Below are 26,715 nucleotides of genomic sequence, written 5' to 3'. Positions count from 1 at the left end.
CTTAAGCTCCTTTGGTCCGGTTGTAGCCGACTCGGCGCAGTTTAGCCACCGCTTCCGCCATCGTCCCGGCGCCTGTTAACACCTCGTCGAGCGTAGTGAACCGTCCGAAGCCGATGCGGATGGCTTCTTCGGCGCGCTCCAAGCCAAACCCCAGTGCCATCACGACATGGCTGGGATCGAGGCTGTCGGAAGTGCATGCCGAACCCGAAGCTACCGACACTTTCCCGCGCAGGCGCATTAGCAACGCCTCGGCGTCCACACCGTCGAAGCTGAGATTGAGATTTCCCGGCAAGCGTTCGCCCATCGTACCGTTGATCGTGAACCGCACGCCGATCTCGCGCAGACGTTCCATGAATGCGGCCCGCAACTCCCGCAGGAGCCCAGCCTCCTTCGTCATCACTTCCCCGGATATCCTGCAGGCCTCGCCGAAGCCGACACATAGCGCCACCGGCAACGTACCGCTGCGGAAGCCGCGCTCCTGACCGCCCCCCTCGATGATCGGGCTGATGCGTCGACCCGCGTCACGGGACATATAGAGGGCGCCAACGCCCATCGGTCCGTACAGCTTGTGCGACGAGATACTAGCCATGTCGACACCGGTTTCGGCCACGTCGAACGGAACTTTGCCTATCGCCTGCGCCGCGTCGCTGTGGAATAAGGCGCCGGCGCGCTTCGCGATCCGGGAGATTTCCGCCAGGGGTTGCAGGACGCCGATCTCGTTGTTGGCGGCCATGGCGCTGACCACGGCCGTCCCTTCGTCCACAGTCTGCGCAAGTGCATCGAGATCGACAAGGCCTTCGCCGTCCACGCCGATGATCGTCGACCGGGCGCCTCTCCGGCCAGTCGCCAGCACCACATCTAATACGGCATGGTGTTCGGTAGCCAAGGTGACGACGCCGTCCCGCCTGGACGAAGCGAGCGGGCCCTTGATCGCAAGGTTGTCGGCCTCCGTGGCACCCGAGGTGAAGACGATCTCGTCCGGTTCAGCACCGACCAGGGCGGCGACTTGCGCCCGCGCCGTGTCCACCGCGGCCATCGCCGCGATGCCGTGGTCATGGCGACTGGAGTGCGGATTCCCCAACGCAGTTAGATGCGGCAGCATGGCTTCTAGGACACGAGGGTCCAGCGGCGTCGTCGCTTGGTAGTCGAGATAGATTCCGTGTCTATCGATCGAGCCCATGGCGTCAGTGATGTGTTCAGCCGGTGGTTTCATTCGCCCCCGGATTAACCTCTAGAGTCGCTGAGTGCAACACCCGCACCGGGGCCGGGGTATTGGTCGCCAAGGAACTGTTCTGACGGCAGTCTGCTCCCCCCTAATGCCTTGGCACCACCTGTCATATCAAAGTCGGCGGCAACTGTCGCCGGCGATGTCATCGTCGTCGAGGCGCTGAGGCATAGGGCCCAGCAAAACGGGTGAGCTCGTCACGTCATGGTTGGTTGCGAGCGACGTCCGCTTTCGGGGGGTGGCCATCAACTTTCAATGACCGACATCAGGCGCATAGCTGCCAATAAGACACGTAGAGACGCCTTCGTGCTGACGTGAACGACCTGCGAGGTCGCGAGCGTTAGAAATTCGAAGCCTCCTGAATCTATCCTAAATCCGAATCTAGTGACCTAATTTGTCCAACAAGCACACGCAATTCGGTTGAGGCGTGATCCAGAAAGTTCGAAAAGCTTCCAGGAACCCCAGCGCGCGCCCTGCCGGAACCTGGCCGAGAATGATGGCGGAGCCGGCAGCAACGAAATTGATGGCCGCGCCGGAGACAATCTGGCCGCCCCAATGGGTGAGCGAGGCGAAACTGTGCACCAGCGCGAACAATGACGGCGGTGAACCGCGGCCGCCCAGGCGCCGCAACCCCGAGGCAGGCGAGCAGCAACGGCCCGGAGAACACCAGTTGCTCGGCGGCGATGGTGCGGGTCGCATCCTGCACCGCCATCATGACGGCGCCCGCCGAAGCGAGCATGGCGAGTAATCGGACAGCAGGCACAGCATTCAATCCCCGAAGGTGTCCGTCGACATTCGACAAGAGACACATGGCGCGGCGCGAGCGCTGGCGCTGTACAATCTACGAAGCGGCTCTCAATCCGAGGCGATGCCGTCCTTGATCCGTGTGAGGCGGCTTTCGCCTTCCTCCGGGCCGAAACAGCTTTCGAAATCATTGCATTCCCGGCAACTGGGCGCGCTGCACAGCGAAAAACCTTCGGCCTCGCAGAGCTTGCGGTAAAAGTATTTCTTCCATTTCATGTTTTGGGTGTTGCCGGCCGCCAGCATCGGAAAATGCGAGGCGAGCAGGCGGCCGAGCTCGGTCCGATTAAAAAGGCCAAGCTCCTGCCAGAGGTGGTCATTGCGCATGGCACGCCGGGCGATGATCCTGGCGAAGCGGGCGCTCGTCGGGTCGCCAGGTCGGGCATGCGCCAACAGCAGTCCATGCAGCAGTTCTTCCTCCAGATCCGGCTCGGGCTCGCTCACCTCTTTCAAGGCAAACGCGTTGATAGGAATAGCAGGGAAACAGCGGGACAGGACATCGCGCAGCTCGGCGCGCGAAAGTCCGGTTGCCTCCGTCACAGTCGCCTCGCCGGCCTCGATCTCCTCGAGCGCGCGTGAAAGCACACAGGCAAGCACATGCTGGTCGAACCTCCTCTCCAGCTCGATCTGCGGCCATTGGCCGGCGCTGAGCCGGGCATAATGTTGGGCAAATATGGTGCGTTCTCCTGGTTTGTCCTATCAAATCATGCAGAGATCCGGCCTGCCGTAACATGGGTCGGGCAGTTCTTCAGGTACACGCAGTCGCGATCGCCTCGCGGTCGAGTAGTTCGGCAATTTTCGTCTGGTCCATCGGCTCTGTCGCAAATTCTGTGATTGGAAGAGGCGTTTCGCGAGCCCCCGCCCTGCCGTTTGCGCCTCATGGGGAACACTGGCGCCGGAAATGCACCCGCGGAGTGGGACGTGGACCGTCCTGGGACAGAGGTCGCGTGCCGTCCTTTCCAGTGCGGCCAGATGGTCGGCCCCATTCAAGCCCGCCAGACTCACGGTTGAATGACGTCTGATTCAGAGTGTCGGCGAGTGAGTTCCAGCGCACGTTCAGGACAGGATCGCGCGCCTCGCGATGCAGGCAGCTCCTCCCCTTCCGCAACTTCAATGTCACCAGGCAGGATGTAACCCTCATCATCGAGTTTGAAGATGTCCGGCGCTTGCGCCGCGCATCGCGCGTGACCCTGGCATTTGGCCTTTTGGACGATGATGCGCATGGCGCTGCCTCCATTGTCTGTGCCCCGGCTCGGGGCGGGCCTAAGACCAGTCCAGGATCAATTTTTCGATCCCGAACACATGGCCGCCAGAAGTTATCGGTGCCGTACCCTGCTTGATCCTGAAAGCCGGGATGCGCGCCAGCCACTCCTCCAGGCCAATGACAATCTCCCGCCGGGCAAGGTGTGAGCCAAGGCAACGGTGGGGACCATAGCCAAACGCTGCGTGGCGGTTGTCCTCCCGCTCCAAATCGATAGTGTTGGGGCATTCGAATTCCGCCGGGTCACGATTTGCAATCATCGTAGCGCAGGAAACATAGTCCCCCTTCCGGATCGGCGCGCCTTCGAAGTCGATATCTTTCGTAGCCACGCGGATCAACTGAATGGGCGGATAGGCCCGCAGCAATTCTTCGGTTGCGAGCGGGATGCGGTCCGGTTCGCTCCGCAGCAATTGCTGATCTTTGAGGTTGCGCGCGAGGTACGCCAAGTCAAAGCCTATAGCTGCTGCGACCGTGTCGAGCCCAGCGACGAAGACAAGCACGCCGATGCCGCGGACTTGGGTGTCCGTCAGCCGGCGGCCCTCGACCCGTGCCTGCACGATAAAGCTCATGAAATCGTCAACCGCCTCCTGGCGGCGCATGGCTGCAAGTTCGTCGATGAATGCCACGATCGTCCGGGCAGCCACAGGTCGTTCCTTATCGTCGCCGTGGAGCAGATCTTTCCCCCAGCCGACGAATGTATCGAGTCGGTCATCGGGCAACCCCAGAAAGCGAAGAAAGGTGCTCACCGCGAAAGGAAAGGCAAAATCCTTCATCACGTCGCAGCTTGTGCCCGACGCGGCGATCCTTTCGATCAGCTCGACCGCCCGTTCGCGGACAGCCGGTTCCAAAGCCAACACCCGCTTTGGCGAAAGCAGCGGATTGAGCAGTGAGCGAAAGACGCCATGGGCCGGTGGATCGAGCTCAAGCGGGATCGTCGGCCAGTTTTCACCCAGTATGGAGGAGAAGATGCTGCGATGGCTGGAAAAAGTCTCTGCGTCCTGCAGCACCTTCCGCTGGTCCGCGGCACGGGTGATGACCCAGGTACCCCGGCCATCTTGCGTGTTGTAGCGGGAGTAAAAGATCGGAGGCCCGTCATGTACGCAAGCGACAGCTGCGTGTGGATCCCCGTTGGGTGTTGGTGGCATCCCTGGCGATGTAAACAGGCTGAAGTCCCTCACCATTTCGGGCGGGACATGATCTGGAACGGGGTTGGTCGCCATTTTGTTTTCTCTACATTGGCGTTCATGGCTCGATTGAGATTGCACCGCTGTTCATAAAGTCGATTTCCAGCATGGGCACGTCTCTTGTCGGGCGCCTTCTAGATTCTGTCGCCTGATACAGCCCACCTGCACCAGCGCGGATGAGATCGGTTGCGAAGTCGATCAGAAGGGGCATCTCCGCCGCGCTGCGGGCATGAAGCAAAGCCGCCGCTTATCCCCGTTAGGGTTGAGAGGCTGGTCAATCACCTCTGAGCTCCGTGACGCACTGCTGATGCCCTGCTGATCAAATTGTCGAAGCAAGTCGCGTGCCGGATAGGCGTACCCATGGCGCTGCACCAAGCAATGCCAGCCTGCACTAGGCCCGCCGCTGATGATCACCTGTCCATCATTCTTAGGACAACGTCCGACAACCGACATCCGTGGTCGGTTTTGTCGAGTCCGCGACATCGGGCTGTTCGGCTTGGCTGCTGCTGCACAGCCTTCCGGTCGACGAGCGAGGAGATCGCTCGCACGGCCCGGATTGAGCAACGACGCGATCCAGCGCAAGGTTCGGGTGCGGTCCGACAAGACCCGGCCGCGCTTCCGCTTCGGTTCGGCGCTGATGGCATATGCGTTGTTGTAGCCGCTGCAAGGATTTCCGGTCAGACGAGCGATGCACTCGTGCGCAGCGATCCGGCCGGCGACGAGCCTGACTGTATCGATGCGGTCAATTCCGGCGTGCACACCTGACCGTGCGTATGCGCTAACACGGCAAGCTCTATCGCACATGGACCTATATTTCCTCGCGAGCCGCTGTCGGAACGTGGCGCCGAGCCCTATGGCGGCCGGTTCAATCCTACGGGCCTGCCGGCTCTACACATCCCTGTCGGTCGGACCGGGAACGCGTGGCAGACTCTCGGCCAGAAACCGCCAGTCGCTGCGCTCGCGTTCGCCTTCCTTGCGCGTGCCGAAGAACTGGATGATCATCTTGCCGTCGGCGCCATAGGCTTCAACGGACGTGACGTGACCGTCCCTCGTCGGCTTGCGCACGGCCCAGACCTCGCGGATGTGATGGGTCCTAAGATGCAGATGGAAGGTCTCGTCTAGCACATTGATCCGCGGCCCGATCTGCTTGACCGACTTGATCGGGCCGGAATGGATCTGGATGCAACCACGATTGCCGACAAAGCACATGATCGGCATCTCGTCTTCGGCCGCCTGTTGGAACAGGGCGCCAACGGCATCATTGTCGAGCAGCCAGGCGTAATCCTCGTCGGCCATACGCATCGCCTGGCAGCGGCTGAGCTTCAGTGTTTTCAACATATGGTAGAACTGATGCACGTCGCTCAGCCGGCTCCAGTGCTCGCGTAGGTCGTCGACCGTGGCGGTTTGGTCTGGACTCACTGCGTTATCGCGCGCCCCGCTCGCCTCGACCGATATGATCGGCTCCTGGTCGGAGGATACGAGCTCTGCCGCCAGATTCTGATAGGCGTGCAGGTTCGAGGCGGGCCTGAGATGTATTTTGTGCATCGCCTCGCCGGTGGCATCAAAGAATTGCAGGCTGCGGCGGATCTCGGCTCCCTCGCGCTTCTCGACGGCGAAGCCATACGCCCACGCTTTCGGGAAGATGCGCAGGTCGATGTCGTCGCCGAGCACCATGGCATGCTGGTTGCCGGTGACCACTTTTTCGTAGACGCCGATCTTTTCGTGCACGGCACTTTCATTGCGGGTGAGCGCCATCACCTCGCCGACCGCTTCGAGGCCGGTCAGCAGATCATCGACGCGCGGCTCGATGCGCACCGCGCCGTGACCACAATGCGCCGCGACCAATTCCGCTTCCGAAATGCCCAATCGAGCGGCGAGATCATGCTCCCGGATTTTCGGATTGTCTTCGCACGCCCGCCGGATTTCGTCCGGCGACGGTTTCTCGCGCTGGTCCATGTCTTACCCCTGCTTCCACCTACGTGTGAGGATCAGCTGCCCTGCCGGTGAATCTTCAGCCGATAGGGCGCGCCGTAATGCTCGACCCTGATCTGCTGCTGGCCCGTGAACAAAGTGTCGCTGGACAGCGTGCGCACGTCGTCGCACCCGCGCGAAAACCGGGGGTGCTATCGGAGCGGCGAGACCCGAGTGACACGTGCAGGCACATGCCGATGGAATCTCATCGAGCCGGTCGGTGGCCACCGGGCGGTGGTGAGCGATTGTGGGTGTTGTCGCAATCGGCCAATCGGTCATTCGGATGCCACGGGCGGCGCTGCTTCGCCAAACAAAGCGTGTCTGACCCAGTCCTGACATGTTGCTCCCTTGCTTCGCCCCATCGATCGCGAGGGCACCCACGACACGATTGTGGATCGGCAGTCTCTTGCCGCCTCGCCAGTGGAGCTTCAAAAACCGTGCCAATTGCGCCGAAGCAAGCTCAGAAGAAGTCTTCTGTAATGGTCATTGGTTTAATGTGAGTTCAGCCAACAACTCAGGCCCAACATCCCGCGTGGCGGACCCGACAAACCCGACAGTACGTGTCGGTTGGCCGACACCTTCGCAGCAATGGACTCACAAGAACGACCGCAGTGTCAGAGATGCCGCGCTGTGTTGAAACATTTTTTCGCTTTGGCACGGTGCATGCAACCTGATGCGCAAGCAGGTCCCGGACTGAGGAGAATGGAGCCATGATTACGCTCACCGACAACGCTGTTGCCGCCATCAAGACTGCTCTTTCCCGCGCCAGCGAGCCGGCGGAAGGCTTTCGCATCATGGTCCAGGCCGGCGGCTGCGCCGGCTTCAAATACTTAATGGGCCTGGAGAGCGTGTCGCGCGAGGGCGACGCGATCACCGAGACAGATGGGATCAAGCTGTTCGTGGACGCGGGCTCCCAACCGCATGTCGCCGGCATGACCGTCGACTTCCTCACCGGGCTCGAATCTTCCGGCTTTGTCTTCGATAACCCCAACGCGCGCGAGAAGTGCGGCTGCGGCAAGTCCTTCAGTTGATCGCCCGAAGCGCCTGTGCGGGTCCATGAAGCGATTGCCGCCGACGGACTCATTTGCGGCAGAGGAGGCTTATATGGCCGGCACAACAGATGTCCCTGTCCTCAAGAACAAGGCAAGGTCGAAGCCGATCTTGGGACCCGCAATCGCTTCAGGTAGGATGCAAAGAACGTCGCCTCCCGAAACAGGTCGGTTCCTGGTGGCACCCAAGCTGCTGGCGGCCAAATCGCGCCGCTGCGCCAAATTCGGCTTATCGATAGCGTTGTCGCGTTCGGGCCTCCTTGCCTGCGGGCTGACGGCGGCGACTCCGGACTTGTCCATGTCGACGCCGATCCGGTCTACGTCAAACTCTCGGGCGTCTGCGCCGGCTGCCAGTTCGGGCCCATCATCATCAACGGCATACGCCAGAGGCTCAATGAGGCGGTCGCGCGCTCGCGTCATTCCGGTCAACTGAGGATCGCACATGAAACCTGTCTACCTCGACAACAACGCAACCACACGGGTCGATCCTGAGGTCGTGCAAGCGATGTTGCCGTTCTTTAGGGATCAATTCGGCAACCCTTCGTCGGCGCACGCTCTTGGCGCCTCAGTCAGTGCGGCGGTGAGAAAGGCGCGGAGGCAGTTGCAAGCTCTGATCGGCGCGGAGTTCGACGATGAGATCACCTTCACCTCGGGTGGGACAGAAAGCGACAATGCAGCGCTTCTTTCGGCGCTCGAGGCGGCGCCCAACCGAACCGAGATCGTGACGTCCGCGGTCGAGCATCCCGCCGTGCTGACGCTCTGCGCGCATCTTGAGAAGACCCGCCGCGTCAAGGTGCACAGGATCCCGGTGGATTGCCGTGGCCGGCTCGACCTCGACGCCTATATGGCCGCCCTCACCCCACAGGTGGCAATCGTCTCGATAATGTGGGCGAACAATGAGACTGGTGTGATCTTCCCCGTGGCCAGGCTTGCCGAGTTGGCCAAGGAAGTGGGCGCCCTTTTCCATACCGATGCTGTGCAGGCGGTCGGCAAGCTTCCGATGAACCTGAAGTCGACCGCAATCGACATGCTGTCGCTCTCCGGCCACAAGCTGCACGGGCCGAAAGGGATCGGCGCGCTTTTCGTAAAACGTGGCGTCAATTTCCACTCGCTGATCAAGGGGGGCCACCAAGAACACAACCGGCGTGCTGGCACCGAGAATACGCCCGGCATAGTCGGGCTCGGCATGGCGGCCGAACTCGCCTTGAAATTCATGGACGACGAGACCACACGGGTAAAGTCGCTCCGCGACCGTTTAGAGGACGGGATTCTCCAGCGCATCCCAAGCACCTGTGTCACTGGTGATCCCCTGGAACGGTTGCCCAACACCGCAAACATCTCCTTCGAACATGTCGAAAGTGATGGAATTCCACTTCTCCTCAGCCGCGTGGGCATCGCGTGTTCCTCCGGCTCCGCCTGCACCTCCGGCTCGCTGGAACCGAGCCATGTCCTGAGCGCGATGAAAACGCCACACGCGGCAGTCCGCTTCTCCTTGGCGCGGGACAACGGCGAAGCGGACGTCGACCGGGTGCTCGAGGTCATGCCGGCAATCGTGGAGAAGCTGCGTGGCTTTCCCAGTCCTGGGGCGGGTAGGCGAGGCGCCGAAGACGTTCAATCCGGTCTATGCCTGAGCGGCAGCAGAACAGGCTACCGTTCATGACCCGCCATGTCTTTCTCAACGATACGACCTTGCGCGATGGCGAGCAGGCGCCCGGCGTCGCCTTTACCATGACGGAAAAGCTGGAGATCGCCGAGTCTCTTGCGGCGGCCGGCGTCACAGAGATCGAGATCGGCACGCCGGTCATGGGCGCCGACGAGATCGAAACAATTCGCGCCGCGGTCGCGCGGCGTCTCCCGGTTCGGCTCATGGCCTGGTGCCGGATGACGTCGCTGGATCTCGATGCAGCGATCGAGAGCGGTGTCCACGCCGTCAATCTATCGCTGCCTGCGTCGGACATACAACTTGCCGCCAAGCTCGGCCTCGATAAGGCGGGAGCGCTCCAGGTCATCGAGCATATGGTCAGGCGCGCCTCCGCCGCCGGCTTCTTCGTCGCGGTGGGCTGCGAGGATGCCTCGCGGGCCAATCGGGATCATCTCGCCCGCGTCATCGAGACGGCTGCACGCGCCGGCGCAAGCCGCCTCAGGCTAGCCGACACAGTCGGCGTTCTCGACCCGTTTTCGACCTTCGAACTTGTCGCCGAGCTTGTGGCGCAGTCTCCAATCGACCTTGAATTTCATGCGCACAACGATCTCGGACTTGCTGCCGCCAACACGCTTGCCGCGATCCGCGCAGGCGCGCGCCATGCGTCCGTCACCGTCCTGGGGCTCGGCGAGCGTGCGGGCAATGCCGCGCTGGAAGAGGTGGCCGCCGCGATGGCGGTCCTCGACGGCGCGGATACCGGCATCGAGCTGACCGCATTGCCCGACCTCGCCGCCCAGGTGGCTTGGGCCGCCCGCCGGCAAACCGCGGCCATTAAACCGGTCGTCGGCGCCGATGTTTTCACGCACGAATCCGGCATTCACGTCGCAGGGTTGCTGAAGGACTCGCGTACTTATCAGGGGCTCGATCCAGCTCTCGTGGGCCGCTGCCGGCGTATCGTCATCGGCAAGCATTCCGGCGCTACTGCGATTGCCCATGTGCTGAGCGAAAGCGGTCGCGATCTCGACCCGGATCTGGCAGCCGCGATGGTGGCCCGCGTCCGGCGCGAGGCGGCCGAGACCAAATCGACCATCACTGCAACTCAACTGGTCGAGCTCTACGATGGAATGTGCAGCGAGGCATCCCTCGCGGAGCTGTGCGGGTCCAGGTCAGCCGTTCGCGAGCGCACCGACGCCACAGTTTTGCGACCAGGGAGAATGCAATGAATTGTTCCGCTGACAGCCGCCCCATCGATCTCACCGACATCCTCGCACGACTGAAACGCCTGTCGGCTGCGGAGGAGTTCTTCGCAGTCCTTGGCGTCTCCTATGATCCGAAGGTGCTGAATGTCTCGCGGCTCCATATCATGAAGCGCGTGGGCCAATACCTTGCCGAAGAAGATTTCTCCGGTCTGCCCGACCAGGTGATTGCCGCGCGGGTGCGCGGGACGCTCGAACGCGCTTACGAGGACTTCGCGGTTTCCTCGCCGCTCACCCATCGGGTCTTCAAGGTGCTCAAAGACCACGATCCGAACAAACCTGCCGGCCGCACCTTTGTCCCGTTCGACTCCGTACTGAAGCGGTTCGGACAGGAATGACCGCGACACGGGTTGCGACGCGACAATGTCGAGAAGCCGACAAATCTGGTCATCACCACGGCGCCCTCAGAAGCAACCAAGCGAAGTTCTAGGAATAGGGGGCAGCGCAAAACAGTTGGCACGAATGATGCGCACCAAAGAGATAACCGCCAAGCCCGCATCCGGACAGGAGCCTGGAGAAACCGCCAATGCACATCGTAATCTGCATCAAGCAGGTGCCGGACTCGGCACAGATAAGGGTCCATCCGGTGACGAACACGATCATGCGCCAGGGTGTTCCGACCATCATCAACCCTTACGACCTGTTCGCCCTCGAAGAAGCCCTCAGACTGCGCGACGCCTATGGTGGCGAAGTCACCGTGCTCACTATGGGTCCGCCCATGGCAGAGGACGCGCTGCGCAAGGCGCTCGGTTACGGCGCCGACCGAGCGGTGCTCTTAACCGACCGCTATTTTGCCGGCTCCGACACGCTGGCGACCTCGTTCGCCCTTTCCCAGGCAATCGCGAAGGTTGGCGAGACGTTCGGCACGCCAGACCTCGTCTTCACCGGCAAGCAGACGATCGATGGCGACACCGCCCAGGTCGGGCCCGGCATCGCCAAGCGCCTCGGACTCCTGCAACTGACCTATGTCGCGAAGATCGCCTCTATTGACCTTGCTGCACGCGAGATCAGGGTCGAGCGCCGCTCCGAAGGCGGCACACAGATGCTGAAGAGCAGGCTCCCTTGCCTCATCACCATGCTGGAAGGCACAAACGAGATCCGCCGGGGCTCGATCCAGGACGCCCTGTGCGCCGCGCGCAGCCAGGTCTTGAAATGGAGTGCGGCCGACGCCGGCATTGAGGATCTCACCAAATGCGGCCTGCGCGGTTCACCGACGGTCGTCAAGCGCGTTTTCGCCCCTCCTGCGCGGGCGGAAAAGGCGGCAAAAATCGACACCGCCGAGATGGCTTTGCGCGATGTCGCTGACGAACTCATCACGGCAATCTTCACCCGCCAGCCGGCATTGGAACATGAGCTCGCCTTCAACGGCGGCGCGTGAGAGGGCAAGGATCAGACGATGTCGAACGCGAACCGAGAAACCCCTCGCCCTGCCGCCGGCCGTGCCGGAATAAAGAAGGAGCTGCCCGCGCATTTCAAAGACTACCGGCACGTTTGGGTTTTCATCGAGCTCGAACGCGGCCAGGTCCATCCCGTATCATTCGAACTGCTCGGCGAAGGCCGCAAGTTAGCAGACAAGCTTCAGGTCCAGCTTGCGGGCGTCGTGCTTGGACCGCCGGGAGAGGCCATCGGGAATGCCGTTGCCGAAGCGTTCGCTTATGGCGCCGACCTTGTCTACATCGTCGAGGCGCCGCTGCTCGCCGACTATCGGAACGAGCCATTCACCAAGGCGATGACGGATCTGGTCGATGCCCACAAACCCGAGATCCTTCTTCTCGGCGCCACCACACTCGGCAGGGATCTTGCCGGCTCCGTGGCGACGACCTTGCAGACAGGGCTCACGGCCGACTGCACCGAACTTGATGTGGATACCGACGGATCGCTCGCCGCCACCCGTCCGACTTTCGGTGGTTCCTTGTTGTGCACGATCTATACGCTCAATTTCCGCCCGCAGATGGCGACAGTGCGACCGAGGGTCATGCCCATGCCGCAGCGGGCGGACAAACCGGTCGGGCGTGTCATCCGGCACAAGCTCTCGGTAGCCGAGGACGAGATCGTTACCAAAATCCTCGGCTTCCTGCCGGATAGTCAGTCGGCAAAGGCAAATCTTGCCTATGCCGACGTCGTGGTTGCGGGAGGCCTCGGTCTAGGCGCGGCGGAGAACCTGCAGCTTGTGAAGAATCTCGCGCGAGCAATCGGCGCCGAGCACGGCTGTTCGCGCCCGTTGGTCCAGAAGAGCTGGATGCCAGCTGATCGGCAGATCGGCCAAACTGGCAAGACCATCCGGCCGAAGCTTTACATAGCGGCCGGGATTTCCGGCGCCGTCCAGCATCGGGTTGGCGTGGAGGGGGCGGATCTCATCGTGGCCATCAACACCGACCCGAACGCGCCGATTTTCGATTTCGCTCACCTCGGGATCGTCACCGACGCGATCCGCTTCCTGCCCGCACTGACGGAAGCCTTCACCCGGCGGCTGTCGCCCCACAGTCGCGACAAGCTTGCGAGCTAAGGGATGGACATGATTGAGGAACAATTCGACGCCATTGTTATTGGGGCCGGCATGTCCGGAAACGCAGCTGCTTACACCATGGCCAGCCACGGCCTGAAGGTGCTGCAGTTGGAGCGGGGTGAATATCCGGGCTCCAAGAATGTCCAGGGTGCCATCATGTACGCGAACATGCTGGAGAAGATCATCCCGGATTTCCGGGACGATGCGCCTCTCGAGCGGCATTTGGTTGAACAGCGGCTTTGGGTGATGGACGACACATCCCATACCGGGATTCACTATCGGTCGGACGACTTCAATGAGGCGAAGCCCAACCGCTACACGATCATCCGTGCCCAGTTCGATAAATGGTTTTCGCGTAAGGTGCGCGAGGCCGGCGCGACGGTTCTGTGCGAGACGACCGTGACGGAACTCATCCGTGACGCCAAGGACAGGGTGATCGGCGTCCGCACAGACCGGGCCGGCGGAGCCATCTACGCGGACGTGGTCGTCCTCGCAGAAGGTGTATGCGGACTGCTTGGCACGCGGGCCGGCCTGCGCGAGATGCCGAAGCCGCAAACCGTGGCGCTCGCCGTCAAGGAAATGCATTTCCTGCCCGAAGAGGTCATTGAGCAGCGGTTCGGCCTCAAAGGCGATGAAGGCTGCGTGATCGAGGCGGTGGGCACGACCTCCCGCAGCATGGCCGGGCTCGGCTTCCTCTACACCAACAAGGAGTCGATCTCACTGGGCATTGGCTGCCTCGTCTCCGATTTCGCCGCGATGGTCGAGAGCCCTTACGTCCTCCTCGACGCCTTAAAAACCCATCCTTCGATCCGGCCGCTGATTGCCGGCTCGGAAGTGAAAGAATATTCCGCGCATCTCATTCCCGAAGGCGGCTACAAGGCTATTCCGCAGCTCTTTGGCGACGGTTGGGTCGTGGTCGGCGATGCCGCGCAACTGAACAACGCCATTCACCGCGAGGGTTCGAACCTCGCCATGACCTCCGGCCGCATCGCGGCTGAGGCAATCATCGAGGTCAGGAGCCGCAACGGTCCTATGACCAAACGGAATCTCGCCCTTTACAAAGCCATGCTGGACAAGTCCTTCGTGGTCAAGGACCTAAGGAAATACAAAGACATGCCGGCCTTGCTCCACACCAATTCCTGCAATTACTTCACGACTTATCCGCGGTTGATGTCGCAAGCCGCGCAGAACTTCATGCGTGTCGACGGCACGCCCAAGATCGAGAAGGAAAAGGCGACCACGGCGGCCTTCATCAAGGCGCGCTCGCGCTGGGGGCTGGTCAGCGACGCGGTCCGCCTTGCATTGGCGTGGCGCTGAGGGGAGACGAAATGACGATCGCAGTGACGAAGTCACGTGTCGAGGACAAGCTTTACCAGAACCGCTACTTGGTGGATTCCGGCCGTCCGCATATCAAAGTGCGACCGCACGAGAGGCCAAGCGCGAACTTGCTCGCGCTGACCCACGTCTGCCCGGCGAAATGTTATGAGTTGAACGACAAAGGTCAAGTGGAGATCACTGCCGACGGCTGCATGGAGTGCGGCACCTGCCGGATTTTGTGCGAGACCAGTGGCGAGATCGAGTGGAACTATCCACGCGGCGGCTTCGGAGTCCTCTTCAAATTCGGATGAGGACGCACGCACCGTATCAACAGGTTCAATCTTCGTACACCTGAGGTCGCGACCAACGCCAAGTCTATCTTTGCTTGAATTGCCGCGCCACGAAGAGAAGCTCGTGAATACTGTGCTTTCAGAATTCAGACTCAGACACAAAAGGAGGAGCACTCTGGACGACAACCGCTGAGGTGTTTCCATGGCTCACGTACCGCAAGATCGGGTCGACGAGGTAGCACCTCGGGATACCCGCCCTGAACCGCCCATCAAAAGCATGCCCCAAGCAGATATCGCGCTCAGGGGACTCTACGAGATATCGAAGGTGCTGACCGCCCCCAGCGAGCTGGAGATTACGCTCGCCAATGTCGTGAACATCCTGCCTTCGTATCTGCAGATGCGTCACGGAGCAATCGTCGTCCTGGACGCTGAAGGAGAGCCGGAGATTGCCGCAACTGCCGGCAATACCGACGCACCTCAATCAGGCACTCGCCGCGTCATACCACAGGCCATAACAGATCAAATCGTCGCTACGGGGACGCCGCTCTTCATACCGGACGTCCGCAAGTCCCAACTATTTCAGGCTGACCTTCAAACATCTTCGAGCAGCGGCACCGTCCCAATTGCCTTTATCGGTATCCCGCTAAAGGCTGATCATAAAATCCTTGGGACATTGTCGATCGATCGCGCCGGAGACGGCGCCACCGACTTTCGCGACGACGAGGACACATACTTCCTGACGATGGTCGCCAACCTTGTCGGCCGGACGATCCGTCTCCATCGCATCCTGAGTACAGATCGGCAGCGGTCTGTCCATGAGCAATGGAGACCGGAGAAATCGCCCAACGAGGGGAGGACCTACGACCCTGCCCGGCATGCGGATGTCAAAATCGACGGGATCATCGGGGAAAGCCCCGCACTCAAGCAGGTGCTCGAAACCGTCTCGGTCGTAGCAGGGACCAATTCCACCGTGCTACTGCGGGGTGAAAGCGGCACCGGCAAGGAATTCTTTGCGCAAGCCATCCATAAGCTCTCACGTCGGAGGAAGAAGTCTTTCGTCAAATTGAACTGCGCCGCACTGTCTGAAAGCGTTCTGGAGTCAGAACTGTTTGGGCATGAAAAGGGCGCTTTCACGGGTGCTATCTCCCAGCGCGCCGGTCGTTTTGAATTGGCAAATGAGGGAACGCTGCTACTTGATGAAATCGGCGAGATTTCGCCGGCCTTTCAAGCCAAGCTGTTGCGTGTCTTGCAGGAAGGCGAGTTGGAGCGAGTCGGCGGCACCAAAACGCTACAGGTCGACGTGCGCCTCATATGCGCCACCAACAAGGACCTCGAGACGGCCGTCATAAAAGGGGAGTTCAGGGCCGACCTTTATTACCGCATCAATGTGGTGCCAATTATCCTGCCTCCGCTCAGAGAGCGACCCGGCGATATTCCACGCCTTGCGAACGCGTTCCTCAACCGATTCAACAAGGAGAACGATCGCGCACTCGCCTTCGCGCCGTCGGCGCTTGACCTGATCTCGCAATGCTACTTCCCTGGTAACGTCCGCGAGCTGGAGAACTGCGTCCAAAGGACGGCGACACTTGCGCGTTCAAGGACGATCACGCCATCCGATTTCGCCTGTAAGAAGAGCCAGTGCCTTTCCTGGCTCCTCTGGAAGCGAGCCGACCGCTCGAATGGCGGCAATACCATCGACGATCTCGCACGGGTCAACGCAGTGCCGGTCGGATTGCGGCTGCCGGCCAGTCGCATCGGTGCCTCCGCAGGCAACGTATCTCCCCTTGCGGCCGGCGATCCAAACGATCCCGCTTGTCCCCCGCGTCTGACGGAACGCGACCGGCTGATCGACGCGATGGACAAGGCCGGTTGGGTTCAGGCCAGGGCGGCTCGTATCCTCGGCCTCACGCCGCGGCAAATCGGCTACGCGCTGCGCCGATATGGCATCGAGGTGAAGAAATTCTAGACGTTGTGATGACGTCAAATGTAAGCCCGGAGTAGTCTCCCTCACACTCTGCGCGCCCAAGGCTGGTAGCCTTCGCGACCCGATTTGCTTGTCCACTGTCGGAAGCCCGACAAAGGTGTGTCGGAGCAATCGGACGGAATCCGACACGAAAGCCAATTCGTGAACCAAAACCGCTCTTTGAGCTGGCATAGCTCTTGCGGTTTGAACTGCGACATTCACCCAGCAACGGAGCCGTTCGATGTCCGCACCGGCAATTTCGCTTGAGAGCCTCAGCACGACATTCAATGACCAGCTGCTTGCCACCGTGAAAGCCGGTGGCTGCACGTCTTCGTCCTGCGGCTCGTCGATAAAGCCGGACGACATGGATCCGGCTGTCTGGGACAAGATCAAGGATCATCCCTGCTTTTCAGAAGAGGCGCATCACTATTTCGCGCGCATGCACGTCGCGGTCGCGCCCGGCTGCAATATCCAGTGCAACTACTGCAATCGCAAATATAACTGCGCCAACGAAAGCCGGCCTGGGGTGGTCTCCGAAAAGCTGACGCCCGACCAGGCGCTACGCAAGGTGATCGCGGTCGCCAACGAGGTGCCGCAGCTTTCCGTGCTCGGCATCGCCGGACCTGGCGATGCCTGTTACGACTGGAAGAAGACGAAGGCAACGTTCGAACGAGTCGCCAAGGAAATCCCAGACATCAAGTTTTGCATCTCCACGAATGGGCTTTCGCTGCCGGACCATGTCGATGAGCTTGCCGACATGAATGTCGATCACGTGACGATCACTATCAACATGGTCGACCCTGAGGTCGGTGCAAAGATCTATCCTTGGATCTTTTACGACCATCGCCGCTACGTCGGCATCGAAGCCGCCCGGATCCTGCACGAGCGCCAGATGTTGGGTCTGGAGATGCTGACCGCGCGCGGCATCCTCACCAAAATCAATTCGGTGATGATCCCCGGCGTGAACGATGACCATCTGATCGAGGTGAATAGATGGGTGAAGGAGCGAGGCGCGTTCCTGCACAACCTCATGCCGCTGATTTCGGACCCGGCGCACGGCACGCACTACGGACTGAGCGGGCAACGCGGGCCAAACGCAATGGAGATGAAGGCTCTTCAGGATCGTGTCGAAGGCGGCGCCCAGTTGATGCGCCACTGCCGGCAGTGCCGGGCAGATGCCGTCGGCCTGCTCGGTGAGGATCGTGGCCAGGAATTCACAGTCGACCGGATTCCCGGCGAGGTCACCTACGATGCCAGCAATCGCAAGGCCTATCGGGAGCTGGTCGCGGAGGAGCGCCGTGATCACGTGGCGGCTAGGAGAGAAGCGATCGGATTGGTCAAGGCAGCGAGCCCCGGCAAGTCCCTTCTCTTCGCGGTGGCGACCAAGGGCGGCGGCCGCGTCAATGAACATTTCGGCCATGCGAAGGAATTCCAGGTTTATCAAGCCTCGCCGAGAGGGATCAGTTTTGTCGGGCATCGGAAGGTGGAGCAGTATTGCCTCGGCGGCTGGGGCGGAGAAGCCGCCCTCGATGGCGTCATCGCAGCGCTTGAAGGCATAGATATCGTGCTGTGCGCCAAGATCGGAAACTGCCCGCAGGATCAGCTCGCCGACGCTGGAATCCAAGCCACCGACGCATATGCCCACGACTATATCGAGACCGCAATCAGCGCGATTTACGCGGCCGCGTCTGGGACCCCCGCACTCGCGGCGACGGCCTGAGCGCGTCTCATCCATTCGGACCAGGAGTTAAAATGGCTTTCAAGATCATCGCATCCCAATGCACCCAATGCGGCGCCTGCGAATTCGAGTGTCCCTCCGGCGCGATCAAGTTCAAAGGCGAGAGCTATGTGATCGAGCCGCAAAAGTGCACCGAATGCGAGGGCGTCTTCGATGCGCAGCAATGTGCCTCGGTATGCCCGGTGCCGAAGACCTGCGTTCCTGCGTGACGGACATTGGGCCGCCGACATGGTCGGGGATGCCTTCGCAGGACGCCTGGAACGCCTTTGTTCACAATCTGCAGCCTCAAGGGAAATCAGGGAACGGACATGTCGCTCGGACGCGAAGAGGAGGTCGAAATCCGCAGGCCTCCACGATTCATGCCGGGAGAGCGGGTACGTGCCACTCGCCACATAAAGAATGACGGCACCTATCCTGGCAGGGAGATCGGCGAAAATCTCGTGCGGAAGGGCGACGAGGGATATGTGCGCGACATTGGCACCTTTCTCCAGCAGTTCTTCATCTATGCGGTCGAATGGATCGACCGTGGCACAGTCGTCGGCATGCGAGCGCGTGAACTGATGAGCCTCGACAAAGCCGAGGTGCCCTGCAGTGCTGATAGCAATACCAATGAAGGGACGGCCAGATGAAAGTCATGATCCGCAGGACCGATGCTGGCTTGTCGGCGTATGTCCCGAAGAAGGACCTCGAAGAGCCGATCATCAAGCTCGAGAAGGAAGAGTTGTGGGGCGGAACTGTGACGCTCAGGAACGGGTGGCGGCTCCTCCTACCCGATCTCCCACGGGATACGCGTCTGCCGATCACCGTCGAGGCAAGGAAGATTTCCGAAGAGGACTGATGCTGCCCGTTCATAAGGTGCGTCGCGAGGAAACGAGCATGAACACAATCCTGACATCGGGCCACCTGGTCATCGTGCGGGACAGTTTTGCCGAAAAGCTGCTTGACCTTGCGAAGGAAGCGCTCGCCTCCGATGAGGTGATCCCCTATCTCGGTCCGGGTCTTCTTGGGTTCAACTGTGCGGAACCGCCTGTGCCGCATACGCCCGAGGTCGTTGCCGCGGCAATCAATGCACGGGCGCCAGCCCCTTCCAGGATCCGCACCAATATGTGGTCGGTTGCGCAGTTCATCGAACAGCGCCGGCATCGCCGAACGCTTCAAGCTTGGATGACCGACATATTCGCAGCGCCGGTGGCGCCGACCCTCCTCCACGCCTGGCTCGCAAGGCTGCCGCTCTCCCTCATCGTCGACAGCTGGTACGACGGCGCGATGCGCACGGCTCTCGTAGAGACCGGCCGAACGGACGTCGTTGAGATACAAGGCGTCACGCGGGCGAACGAAATCGGTAACATTTGGACGAAAACCTACGATTTGTCCGGGAGGGAACTCGACCCCCGATCGGGGGCAAAGACGGTTCTCTATACACCTCACGGGAGTATTAGGCCGGCGCAAAACTTTCTCGTCGCAGATTCCGACTATGTCGAAGTCCTGACCGAAATCGATATCCAGACACCGATCCCAGACGTGGTGAAGGAACGGCGCATCACCCGCGGATTTTTCTTCGTTGGCTGCCGCTTCAACGATCAGATGCTGCGCACCTACGCCAGGCAGATCATGAAGCGCTCCCGAGGTCCACATTGCGCGGTAATGGACGCGGAAACGCTGACCAGAAACGAAGCGCGTTTCCTTGCGGCAAGCGGAATCACGGTGATCGACATGCCAGTAAGTGAAGCCGCGGTTCGGCTTATAGGAACGGGCACTGCTGCAGGTGGTGGACAGGATTAACAATGGCGGGCCCCTTTGATGATTGGTCCTTCGGCTTGCCTCGAAGGCGCAAAATGCAGTCGGGAATACACCCGTGAGCAGTGATGCTATCGGCAGCGCAACGAACGCTCTGAATTCGTTGACCCATGTGGAAGCGGCGCGCTGGGGCCGGGATTTGAGTACGCTGTTGCGCATCACGCGTATGAATTTGCGGCATCCCTGGCAGGTCGCCTTCGCTATGGGCTCGACGGTCCTGGCGGCAATCCTCCAGTTGCTCATTCCCCAGCTTCTCGGCCGGGCCGTCGACCTGACCCAGACAGCCATCGGGGGCGGTGTCGCGGGGACCGCGGCAGGACAAGCGCTCTGGATCCCGGCTCTCCTGCTGCTCGCCGTCAGCGCGCTACGCGGCCTTTTCACGATGGCGCAGAACTATTTTGCCGAAGCCGTCGGGCATCATGTCGCGTACGAACTGCGGCTCGCCTACTACGACAAGATCCAGCGTCTCAGCTTTTCCTTTCACGACCGGGTCCATTCAGGCGATCTGATCACCATCGGAATGCTCGATCTCCAAGGCGTGCGGATGTATTTTTCCACCGCGCTCGTTCGCGTGCTCCTGCTCAGCATGCTGATCGGGATCGGCGCCTACATGATGATCTCGACCGATCCCATGCTCGGCCTGATCGCGCTGAGCTTCGTGCCTTTTGTCGCCTGGCGCTCATCGGCCACACAGCTTAGGCTGCGCGCCACCTGGCTCGACCTGCATGAGCGGCTTTCGGTACTAAGCCGCGTGATGGAGGAAAATCTCGCAGGCATCCGCGTGGTCCGCGCTTTTGCGGCTCAAGCCTATGAGATGCTAAAGTTCGACGGCGCTTCCAAGAACGCGCTCGACCTCGCCCACGACCGCGTTGACATCTACGTGCCCAGCACGTCGGCGATGACCTTGTCCTTCTTTTTCGCAATGGGATTGGTGCTCTGGATCGGTGGCAGCAGGCTCGTCGCTGGCGAGATCAGCGTCGGAACGGTGGCGACCTTCCTGACCTTCATGACAATCCTGCAAATGCCAGTCCGCCAGATCGGCCTCATGGTCAATGCCTTTGCCCGCGCTTCTAGCTGCGGTTCGCGGCTTTTCGGTCTCCTCGACCAGGAGATCACAATCAGGGATGCTCTCGAGGCCAGACCGCTCGAGATAAGCGACGGCACTCTGCGCTTCCACAATGTCTCGTTTGCGTACCCCAGCGCCGAAAACTGCGCCATTCTGAAGAACCTCAGCTTTGAGGCCCGTAGAGGCGAGACGATCGCGATCGTCGGTCCGCCGGGTTCGGGCAAATCGACGATGGCTCATCTGGTCCCCCGCTTTTACGACGTGACCGGTGGCGCCATCACGCTGGACGGCCAGGACATACGTAATGTCACCCTCGCGACGCTTCGCAAGGCGGTCGCCGTCGTACAGCAGGATGCATTCCTATTCACCACCACGATCGAGAACAACATCGCTTATGGCGATCCCTGGGCGAAGAGACAGCGAATAGAACGCGCTGGCGAATTCGTCCAGCTCCACAACTACATCCTCGGGCTCCCAGCAGGCTACGAGACGGTCGTGGGCGAACGCGGCGTCTCTCTCTCTGGCGGCCAGCGCCAGCGTCTCACGATTGCTCGCACCATGATGCTGCGCCCCTCCGTCGTCGTTTTCGACGACTCAACGGCGGCGATCGATGCCGGCACCGAGCAGCGCATCCGCGCGGCGATGCGGCGCTTCGCCAAGGATCGGGTGACGATCATCATCGCGCACCGGCTGAGTGCGCTTATGCACGCCGATCAGATCCTTTTTGTCGATAACGGCGAAATCGTAGAACGCGGCACGCATCAAGAGCTTTTGGCGAAGCGGGGACGCTACAGGGCCCTTTACGATCTCCAGACGCGCCCGGGTGATGACATTATGACCCAGTATGGGGGCGCCCGCTGATGGCGCAGGGCCGCGCCGGCGAACTCGAAGCCGAACGTGACGACGGCAGACGCCCTCCGCGCGCCGTTGTCGGCTCGCACCGCATCGAGGAGGAGATGTTCGGCCGGGCTTTCGACAAGAGCATCCTCCGGCGCATCTGGACCTTCGTCCGTCCCTATCGGGCCAGGGTAGTCATCACGATTGCAGCAATGCTGATCTTCACCGGGACGCAGCTTCTCATCCCGTTGATCATCCGCTACGCGATCGACCAGGGCATGAACCCGGCAAGGACCGATCGCTCAGCCCAGCTTGCGGCCGTCGGCGCGTTCGTTTTGGCGATTTTGGTCAATTTCGCTGCCGGCTACATGCAGGAAACCGTGGTTGGGAAAGTGGCCGAAACTGTCCTGTTCGACATCCGCCGCGCCATGTTTGGCCATCTGCAGAAGGTGTCGCTGTCCTTCATGGACAAGACCGAGGTCGGACGCCTCATGTCGCGCCTGCAAGGCGACGTCAACTCCATACAGGAATTCCTCGAAACCTCGGTATATTCCGTAGGCGATGTTGCGCTTCTCTTCGGCATCGTTTTCGTAATGCTGTGGCTCGACTTCCGCCTCGGCCTCCTGACGCTCTCGGTTCTGCCGGTCCTGGTGATCGTCCGCATTGTCTGGCTGCCGCGTGCCCGCGCCGCCTTCATGGCTGCACACGAGACTAATTCCGTCGTCAACGGCGCGCTGGCCGAAGCCATTCACGGCGTGCGCACCGTCCAGTCCATGGACCGCCAGCAGGTGAATTTCATCCTTTTTGACGACAAGGCCCATGCCAACCTCAGGACCCACCTGATCGCTGCCAAATATGCACTGGTCATGGTGCCTATCGTCGATGGCCTCACCGGCCTCGCCATGGCCGCCGTTATTGTGGTCGGCGGCTCGATGGTCATGAATGGCCGCATAGATGTGGGCGTATTGGTTGCCTACCTATTTTACATCCAGCGCTTCTTTGACCCGATCCGCTCACTCACCCTGCAATATTCGGTCATGCAGCGCGCCATGGCCTCAGGCAAGCGCCTGACCGATGTGCTCGACGTCAAGATCGATGTTCAGGACAAACCCAATGCCGAGGTGCTTTCGCCCGAAATGGACGGCTCGGTCGAGTTCAGGGACGTCACCTTCGGCTACAATCCGAACCGTTCGGTGCTGAAAAATGTCTCCTTCCGGGTCAATCCCGGCGAGACGGTCGCACTGGTCGGGCCGAGCGGTTCCGGCAAATCGAGCGCGATGGCCCTGGTCCACCGCTTCTATGATGTTCAGCAGGGCCAAGTGCTGGTCGGCGGACATGATGTGCGCGATCTCACCCAGGAATCGCTCGGCCGCCAGGTCGCCATGGTGCTGCAGGAGCCATTCCTGTTCACCGGGACGGTCTTCGAGAACATTCGATACCACAAGACGGAAGCCACGCGCGACAAGGTGATCGAGGCCGCCAAGGCGGTCGGCGCCCACGACTTCATCATGAGCCTCGCCGACGGGTATGAGACCCAACTTGGCGAACGCGGCGACAACTTATCTCTCGGCCAGCGCCAGCTTATCAGTTTCGCCCGCGCCCTAGTCGCCGACGCCAAGATCCTCGTGCTCGACGAAGCTACCGCCAACATCGACAGCTACACGGAAATGCAGATTCAGAAGGCTCTGATAAAGCTGCTTGAAGGCCGCACTGGCCTCGTGATCGCCCACCGTCTTGCCACGACCCGGGGTGCCAACCGCATCATCGTGCTTCAGAATGGCCAAGTTGTTGCGACTGGCAACCACGATGAGCTAATAGGCATGGGCGGCCTGTATTCCAAACTCTACTATCTCAACTACGCCTCCTTCGACGACCTTCCCGAACACGATACGACCGTACAAGCCGGCTCCCAGACCTGACGTCTTGTCGGCCTTGTGGTACTGGCATTGACTTCGGGCGTGCCGGCGGACACTCAGGCCGCCGCAGACGAGGAAGCAGGCAGCATTCATGGAAAGCACTCGCGCACATCGTGAAGACCGGCTGCGAACGATTTCCTCCAGCATCGTTGTGCGACCGCGGTGCACCCCGCGACATCGGGCGAACTCGCTCCAGGTGGTGTCGCTCGGCGTAGCAAAGCCGCTCGCGAGCGCGCCCTCAACAGCGCCGTAGCGAGTGACGGCTTTGCTACCGCCGAGCCGCTGATGAAGCTGGATCTGGGCGCCGCACCGGCGCCGCCCCGGGCCAGAAGAACCTCTGCGGCGGGCTATGTGCAACGACTAGCGCGAGCGCGACGAGCAGACGCGTGCCGGCACCGTGACGCGCTCGGCCATCATCTCCTTAGGATGGCGCAGGTTCACACGATGGCCCAGACGCCAGCCAACGCACAAACCTGGTAATCTGTGCCGCCGGCTCGTCGTCAGTTTGGCCTCCCTCCCGATTGCCCGTCCCCACCACGTGCACGCTCGAGCACGTGGATGTGAGGGAGCGCTGTTACTACGAGTTTAACCTTCAGATCAGACCGCGAATTTCATGGTCAGCCAAGTCGAGCCATGATTTCGGATTGAATGGTCGTCGCGGTGTATAGGGAAGCATCTAGCGGCAGATTCCCAAATGCCAGTTGACAAAGAAGGTAGTTAGCACCTGCCTCTTCCAACTGACTGAGCAGAGCTTCTCGCACAGACGCTGCTGATCCTACCACGCACAATTCACTCTCGACTGCCGCATCGAAGGTCAGCGGCAGGTTGGGTGGAGTGGGGATAGCGTTAAGCTCGTAAAGGAATTGGAAGCTCTTGAGCCATCGTTCGTAAGCAGGTGCCGCGAGCGAATAGGCATGTGTGTCACAACGCCCAACCACGACCATGCGGAGCAATCCAATAAATGGCGCTCGATCGCCCGCGCCAGTGTTGTCCTCTTGATAGGCGCGGAACGCATCAGTAGTTTTGCGAACAGAAGAGGAAGGTCCTACACACGCGATATTTGCTCCATTCGCAGCGGCCCAGGCTGCGGACTCGGGTCGATTGGCGGCGACCCATGTCGGCGGATGTGGACGCTGATGAGGTCTTAGCGTCAAAGGAACGTCATTGAGCTCAAAATGGCGGCCTTGATAGCACAGCGTGCCAACCATCATGGCATTAACAAGTATTTCAACAAGAATTTCGCTGGCTTCCGCATAGCGGCCCGGCACCGCGTCCGCACCAATCCCGAAGTAACCCAATTCGATCGGGAGAGCACCGCGCCCTATGCCCAGTTCGAGCCTGCCACCGCTCAACTGGTCCAGCATACAGATCTCTTCGAACGCACGCAGCGGATGATAAAGCGCAAGCAGCATCACCAAGGGTCCGAGACGCAGGCGCCGGGTGCGCTGGGCGACGCTCGATAAGAACAGATTCGGCGATGGACCTCTCCCATGGGGGGTACAGTGGTGCTCTGCGAGATGATAGGCATAGAACCCTAGCTGATCGCACGCCTCTGCTAATATCAGGCGATCTTCGTACTGCCGGGCGATATCGAGGCCGTCCTCGTCCAGATGATCGAAGATGCCGAAGGCTAGGTTTGAAGGAAAGACGTTTGTCACTCGATATTGTCCCTGATTTTAAAGAAAAATGTTGTCGTGCTTGGGTGACCAAGCAAGTCTAAAGATAGCAATGTGTGATATCGGATTAGCGTCAGCGTACCGAACGAGCAGAGCCTGACGCTCCCCTGCCCGTGGTGCTTGGTATGTTTAAGCTTCCAACTATATCGCGAGCGGCAGCAAGAAATGCATCCAATTGCTCTTTTGTGCCGATGCTGACGCGGATGCAATGTTCCAAACCATTGTCCGGAAAGTAGGCAACGAGTATCTTTTGCCTTTCCAAGGCTGCTTGCCACCATGAGCCGTCCTGTCCCGCTGGCACACGGGCTAGCAAGAAATTTGCGTGGGAGGGCGTTACGGAAAATCCAAGTTGCGACAGTGCGGCTGTCACTCGCTGTCGTTCATGTCTGATGTGCTTGTGGTTCTCTGCGTAGGCGCCGCGATGCGCAAGCACGCTGATACCAACCGCATGCCCGATCACGTTCATGTTGAAGACGTTCTGGATGTTGCGCAGCCTGCCAATAATCTCAGGGTGACCGAAACCGAAACCGACGCGAATGCCGGCGGCGGCATAGCTCTTCGAAAATGTTCTCAAGATCAGAAGGTTCGAATAACGGTTGATGAGGCGCAGCCCGTGATCGGGTGCAAAGTCGACATAGGCCTCATCAAGGACGACCAGGCGATCCGATTGTGCCACGAGGCGTTCGATATTGCTTATCGAGAGGAATGTTCCGGTCGGATTGTTTGGATTGGCCACCAGAATGAACTTGGCGTCTTTTGCCGGACCGGAAAGCAATTGCTCCATTGGCAGCGAATGAGTTTGACATCCGATCTCGAGAAACTCAGCACCATGCAACATGGCAAGTTTGCGGTTGAACGAAAACCCTGGCGATATCATCGCCACCTTGTCGCCAGGGGCGAGGAAAGCTCTGTAGATGAGTCCGAGCAGTTCAGACGACCCGTTGCCTGCGATGACCTGATCCGTGGATACGCCATAGGTATTGGACGCTGCTTCCCTCAAGCTGATGTTATCGTCGTCCGGATACAGATACTGGCGATTGAGGGCCGCCACTGCACTTTGCATTATGATTGGCGGCAACGGAAACGGGTTCTCATTCGTATTCAGCTTGACAAAACTTCTGTCCGGCGCTGGTCCGTTGGACGGCAGCGCATCTAACTGTCGCGTCCCTTGCGGAAGAGACGAAAGCACAGCTTGCAGTTTTGCATCGGACATATTTTAT

At 60.4% G+C, this 26,715-nt stretch carries 25 protein-coding genes and 1 pseudogene; 17 read left to right on the top strand and 9 right to left on the bottom strand.

Annotated features, from left to right (window positions below; translation table 11 throughout):
- Position 1 precedes the first annotated feature (1 nt).
- From NKH01_RS19005 to hemP, 7 genes and pseudogenes are all read right to left on the bottom strand, one after another.
- The gene (locus NKH01_RS19005; protein WP_352752946.1) at positions 2-1,213 is read right to left on the bottom strand and encodes a cysteine desulfurase family protein; all 1,212 of its coding nucleotides are present in this window, start codon (positions 1,211-1,213) and stop codon (positions 2-4) included.
- A gap of 495 nt (positions 1,214-1,708) precedes the next feature.
- Positions 1,709-1,816: pseudogene (locus NKH01_RS19000) on the bottom strand (ABC transporter permease); the annotation flags it as partial.
- Between the two features lie 264 nt (positions 1,817-2,080).
- Positions 2,081-2,701, bottom strand: a complete 621-nt coding sequence (locus NKH01_RS18995) for a nitrogen fixation protein NifQ (protein ID WP_353021767.1) — start codon at positions 2,699-2,701, stop codon at positions 2,081-2,083.
- Positions 2,702-3,027: 326 nt separating this feature from the next.
- Positions 3,028-3,249, bottom strand: a complete 222-nt coding sequence (locus NKH01_RS18990) for a ferredoxin (protein ID WP_352784612.1) — start codon at positions 3,247-3,249, stop codon at positions 3,028-3,030.
- 40 nt (positions 3,250-3,289) lie between these two features.
- Positions 3,290-4,507, bottom strand: a complete 1,218-nt coding sequence (locus NKH01_RS18985) for a cytochrome P450 (RefSeq protein ID WP_353021669.1) — start codon at positions 4,505-4,507, stop codon at positions 3,290-3,292.
- A gap of 852 nt (positions 4,508-5,359) precedes the next feature.
- Complete coding sequence (locus NKH01_RS18980) at positions 5,360-6,427, bottom strand: hemin-degrading factor (protein WP_352781653.1); 1,068 nt, start codon at positions 6,425-6,427, stop codon at positions 5,360-5,362.
- Positions 6,428-6,459: 32 nt separating this feature from the next.
- Positions 6,460-6,564, bottom strand: coding sequence for a hemin uptake protein HemP (hemP, locus tag NKH01_RS18975; protein ID WP_023678236.1), 105 nt, complete (start codon positions 6,562-6,564; stop codon positions 6,460-6,462).
- A gap of 588 nt (positions 6,565-7,152) precedes the next feature.
- Between hemP and NKH01_RS18970 the strand changes: the two genes are divergently transcribed.
- The 17 genes from NKH01_RS18970 (at position 7,153) to NKH01_RS18890 (ending at position 23,822) form a co-directional block, all read left to right on the top strand.
- Entirely contained in the window at positions 7,153-7,473 is a 321-nt protein-coding gene (locus NKH01_RS18970) for a HesB/IscA family protein (protein ID WP_023678237.1), read from the top strand.
- A gap of 222 nt (positions 7,474-7,695) precedes the next feature.
- Positions 7,696-7,983 (top strand): NifU family protein, encoded by a 288-nt coding sequence (locus NKH01_RS18965; RefSeq protein WP_353021765.1) that lies wholly within the window; start codon positions 7,696-7,698, stop codon positions 7,981-7,983.
- Positions 7,934-9,151, top strand: a complete 1,218-nt coding sequence (gene nifS / locus NKH01_RS18960; protein ID WP_353021666.1) for a cysteine desulfurase NifS — start codon at positions 7,934-7,936, stop codon at positions 9,149-9,151. Before NKH01_RS18965 ends, nifS begins: the two co-directional genes overlap by 50 nt.
- Positions 9,148-10,356 (top strand): homocitrate synthase, encoded by a 1,209-nt coding sequence (gene nifV / locus NKH01_RS18955; protein ID WP_353021664.1) that lies wholly within the window; start codon positions 9,148-9,150, stop codon positions 10,354-10,356. The genes nifS and nifV overlap by 4 nt, the downstream gene beginning before the upstream one ends.
- Complete coding sequence (gene nifW / locus NKH01_RS18950; RefSeq protein WP_353021662.1) at positions 10,353-10,727, top strand: nitrogenase stabilizing/protective protein NifW; 375 nt, start codon at positions 10,353-10,355, stop codon at positions 10,725-10,727. Before nifV ends, nifW begins: the two co-directional genes overlap by 4 nt.
- 188 nt (positions 10,728-10,915) lie before the next feature.
- Positions 10,916-11,767 (top strand): electron transfer flavoprotein subunit beta/FixA family protein, encoded by an 852-nt coding sequence (locus tag NKH01_RS18945; protein ID WP_352472415.1) that lies wholly within the window; start codon positions 10,916-10,918, stop codon positions 11,765-11,767.
- 18 nt (positions 11,768-11,785) lie between these two features.
- On the top strand, positions 11,786-12,895 hold the full coding sequence (locus NKH01_RS18940) for an electron transfer flavoprotein subunit alpha/FixB family protein (RefSeq protein ID WP_353021659.1): 1,110 nt from the start codon (positions 11,786-11,788) through the stop codon (positions 12,893-12,895).
- 9 nt (positions 12,896-12,904) lie between these two features.
- Complete coding sequence (locus NKH01_RS18935) at positions 12,905-14,212, top strand: FAD-binding protein (protein WP_352594712.1); 1,308 nt, start codon at positions 12,905-12,907, stop codon at positions 14,210-14,212.
- A gap of 11 nt (positions 14,213-14,223) precedes the next feature.
- A complete protein-coding gene (locus NKH01_RS18930) occupies positions 14,224-14,523 on the top strand; it encodes a ferredoxin family protein (RefSeq protein WP_023678245.1) in 300 nt (99 codons plus the stop codon).
- Between the two features lie 181 nt (positions 14,524-14,704).
- Positions 14,705-16,468, top strand: a complete 1,764-nt coding sequence (nifA, locus tag NKH01_RS18925) for a nif-specific transcriptional activator NifA (RefSeq protein WP_353021656.1) — start codon at positions 14,705-14,707, stop codon at positions 16,466-16,468.
- A gap of 238 nt (positions 16,469-16,706) precedes the next feature.
- On the top strand, positions 16,707-18,185 hold the full coding sequence (gene nifB / locus NKH01_RS18920) for a nitrogenase cofactor biosynthesis protein NifB (RefSeq protein ID WP_353021654.1): 1,479 nt from the start codon (positions 16,707-16,709) through the stop codon (positions 18,183-18,185).
- 32 nt (positions 18,186-18,217) lie between these two features.
- Entirely contained in the window at positions 18,218-18,412 is a 195-nt protein-coding gene (locus tag NKH01_RS35325) for a 4Fe-4S dicluster domain-containing protein (RefSeq protein WP_023678248.1), read from the top strand.
- 99 nt (positions 18,413-18,511) lie between these two features.
- The gene (locus tag NKH01_RS18910) at positions 18,512-18,832 is read left to right on the top strand and encodes a nitrogen fixation protein NifZ (protein WP_352450751.1); all 321 of its coding nucleotides are present in this window, start codon (positions 18,512-18,514) and stop codon (positions 18,830-18,832) included.
- A complete protein-coding gene (gene nifT / locus NKH01_RS18905; protein ID WP_352506796.1) occupies positions 18,829-19,041 on the top strand; it encodes a putative nitrogen fixation protein NifT in 213 nt (70 codons plus the stop codon). The genes NKH01_RS18910 and nifT overlap by 4 nt, the downstream gene beginning before the upstream one ends.
- 38 nt (positions 19,042-19,079) lie before the next feature.
- Positions 19,080-19,985, top strand: coding sequence for an SIR2 family NAD-dependent protein deacylase (locus NKH01_RS18900; protein WP_353021651.1), 906 nt, complete (start codon positions 19,080-19,082; stop codon positions 19,983-19,985).
- Positions 19,986-20,058: 73 nt separating this feature from the next.
- Positions 20,059-21,927: an ABC transporter ATP-binding protein gene (locus NKH01_RS18895; protein ID WP_353021649.1), complete on the top strand. Its 1,869-nt coding sequence runs from the start codon at positions 20,059-20,061 to the stop codon at positions 21,925-21,927.
- Positions 21,927-23,822: an ABC transporter ATP-binding protein gene (locus tag NKH01_RS18890; RefSeq protein WP_352594661.1), complete on the top strand. Its 1,896-nt coding sequence runs from the start codon at positions 21,927-21,929 to the stop codon at positions 23,820-23,822. The genes NKH01_RS18895 and NKH01_RS18890 overlap by 1 nt, the downstream gene beginning before the upstream one ends.
- 614 nt (positions 23,823-24,436) lie before the next feature.
- Here the strand turns inward: NKH01_RS18890 and NKH01_RS18885 are convergent.
- Positions 24,437-25,477, bottom strand: a complete 1,041-nt coding sequence (locus NKH01_RS18885; RefSeq protein ID WP_353021645.1) for an LLM class flavin-dependent oxidoreductase — start codon at positions 25,475-25,477, stop codon at positions 24,437-24,439.
- A 91-nt stretch (positions 25,478-25,568) separates the two neighbouring features.
- The gene (hisC, locus tag NKH01_RS18880; RefSeq protein ID WP_352542067.1) at positions 25,569-26,708 is read right to left on the bottom strand and encodes a histidinol-phosphate transaminase; all 1,140 of its coding nucleotides are present in this window, start codon (positions 26,706-26,708) and stop codon (positions 25,569-25,571) included.
- Between the last annotated feature and the right edge of the window lie 7 nt (positions 26,709-26,715).

The sequence above is a fragment of the Mesorhizobium sp. M1403 genome (genome assembly GCF_040317695.1).
In the GTDB taxonomy this organism is placed as follows: Bacteria; Pseudomonadota; Alphaproteobacteria; order Rhizobiales; family Rhizobiaceae; genus Mesorhizobium.
Note: the sequence above shows the minus strand (reverse complement) of the source record. Positions and strands in the feature narration are given on the sequence as shown.